We start from the raw sequence: 1,710 nt of genomic DNA, 5'->3' as shown, positions 1-1,710 counted from the left end.
GCACGCAAAGGATGATGATCTCTTGTTCGAAGTGTCGGCCCTTGAACAGGTCGCTCGTGCTCGTGTGACTACGCATGTCAGGCAAAGGCCGTCATTCTAGCTGAGCTGCAGGTTTGCACCAGAGCCGTTCGACCTACGAGGTCTGGGAACTCAGGGGCAAACTTCGTCCGAAATCTGGGCAGCTGTTCTGGCTGCGTGAACTCAGCCGGCGCACCGGCAGGTTGGCGTGCCTTTGTCCATAATTTGCACCAGAGCCGCTGACATTAAGGCGCACGCCTGGGGCAAGCTTAAAAGACTTCCTAAACCTCAACGTCATATTACACCTTTCGCAATTTCGCAGGATATCATGATATTTACGAGTGGCAATAAACGCAAGGAACTGGCATCACTTTTTGAGTTCGACTAAGAACGCCTGACAAAGCCCGTCAGTGGCTTAGAAGCAGCAACCGCGCACACGGAGCTTTTCCGAGAACTGCAGTGCGCATGCTGCCTGCCGCGTCAGTTCTGTACCGTCTGTGGACGCGTTCCCCCTGAATAGGATGCGTAGCTCGCGTATTCACAGTGTCAGAGCTGCAAATAAGTTGACCGTTAACCGGATAACGGATAACATAGGTTCATGTCGATCCAATCCTTTGCATGCCCTGATACCGAGGCGTTATTTACTACTGGCAAGAGTCGCCGATTTGTCAACATCAAGAACGTAGCCGAACGTAAGTTAGCCCAGCTCGACGCTTCACCATCGATAAACTTTATGAAAGCGCCCCCTGGAAATGATCTTAAAGAATACGACGGTGCGTGGCATGTGCGGATTAACGATCAGTGGCGCCTGACCTTCAAATGGGGCGCGAACGGTCCTTATGATGTGCTGATCGAAGATCCTCACTGAACCGGGCATTGCCCAACGTAGCAACCTGAACAGCAATGGAGTGCATCATGTTCAAAAACGGAATGCGTCCTGTCCATCCCGGAGAAATCTTGATGGAGGAGTACATCAAACCCATGGGCGTCAGCGTGCGAGCGGTGGCCTTGGCCCTGCATGTCCCATATTCACGCCTAAGCGAAATTACGAAAGGAGAGCGTGGTGTTTCGGCTGATACCGCGCTGCGGCTGGAACGTTATTTTGGTAGCGAAGCTCAAGGTTGGTTAAATCTTCAGTCCGCATACGATCTTCGTATCGCCGAGACATCGGCAGGCAAGACGATTGCTAAAGAAGTTAGACCGCTCGCATTAGCGTTTAGCTGACGGAAAACGACGCCATGCAACTGACGCTCGACCAAACCATGCTGATCTACCAGCGTGCCATCGACAGGACTGCCGGTGCGAGCGAAGGCGCGGCCTGGTGGGCGGAAGTGCAGGCCGAGTTGGAAGCCGTGATTGCGGCGCCGACCACGGCGGCCGCAGCAGCGTTGATCGCTTGGTGGCATCAGGTCTGGAAGGACGTCGGCGACACGCCGGCGCGTGCGGCGAGCCGGATTCGCCGGCATGCCGCGAGCGTGCTCAGCAAGTAAAGGAAAACTCCATGCTGAGCGAAAAGGAAACCGAAGCGAACAACGCAGTCAAGGAAGCGCTGAAGGCCGTCCAGCGGGTTCTGGTGCAAATTTTGGATGAGGGAGCGCAGACTGAGCCGAATGCCCCGTGAGTTCAAGCAGCTAGGACAGCTGCCCAGATTTCGGGCGGAGTTTGCCCCTGAGTTGCCAGCGCACGCAAGTC

Annotated in this window: 3 protein-coding genes and 2 pseudogenes; 3 read left to right on the top strand and 2 right to left on the bottom strand. The window is 55.0% G+C overall.

The annotated features are described in order from the left end of the window. Nucleotides 1–76: pseudogene (locus ACI1V7_RS28420) on the bottom strand (IS6 family transposase); the annotation flags it as partial. 144 nt (nucleotides 77–220) lie between these two features. Further along, nucleotides 221–316: pseudogene (locus ACI1V7_RS28415) on the bottom strand (DUF4236 domain-containing protein); the annotation flags it as partial. Between the two features lie 300 nt (nucleotides 317–616). Here ACI1V7_RS28415 and ACI1V7_RS28320 point away from each other — a divergent pair. From ACI1V7_RS28320 to ACI1V7_RS28310, 3 genes are read left to right on the top strand one after another with little or no spacing between them, the layout of a single operon-like run. Beyond that, on the top strand, nucleotides 617–886 hold the full coding sequence (locus ACI1V7_RS28320) for a type II toxin-antitoxin system RelE/ParE family toxin (protein ID WP_404536062.1): 270 nt from the start codon (nucleotides 617–619) through the stop codon (nucleotides 884–886). 47 nt (nucleotides 887–933) lie between these two features. Beyond that, nucleotides 934–1,242, top strand: a complete 309-nt coding sequence (locus ACI1V7_RS28315) for a HigA family addiction module antitoxin (RefSeq protein WP_404536060.1) — start codon at nucleotides 934–936, stop codon at nucleotides 1,240–1,242. A gap of 14 nt (nucleotides 1,243–1,256) precedes the next feature. Further along, on the top strand, nucleotides 1,257–1,508 hold the full coding sequence (locus ACI1V7_RS28310; RefSeq protein WP_404536058.1) for a hypothetical protein: 252 nt from the start codon (nucleotides 1,257–1,259) through the stop codon (nucleotides 1,506–1,508). Nucleotides 1,509–1,710: the final 202 nt, after the last annotated feature.

The organism is Massilia paldalensis, assembly GCF_044901715.1.
Taxonomy (GTDB): Bacteria; Pseudomonadota; Gammaproteobacteria; order Burkholderiales; family Burkholderiaceae_D; genus Telluria; species Telluria paldalensis.
This window is presented reverse-complemented; position numbering and strand designations above follow the sequence as displayed.

Excerpts from the sequence above, each read along its gene's own strand:
- ACI1V7_RS28320 (WP_404536062.1), top strand. The coding sequence starts at position 617 with ATGTCGATCCAATCCTTTGCATGCCCTGATACCGAGGCGTTATTTACT.
- ACI1V7_RS28315 (WP_404536060.1), top strand. The coding sequence starts at position 934 with ATGTTCAAAAACGGAATGCGTCCTGTCCATCCCGGAGAAATCTTGATG.
- ACI1V7_RS28310 (WP_404536058.1), top strand. The coding sequence starts at position 1,257 with ATGCAACTGACGCTCGACCAAACCATGCTGATCTACCAGCGTGCCATC.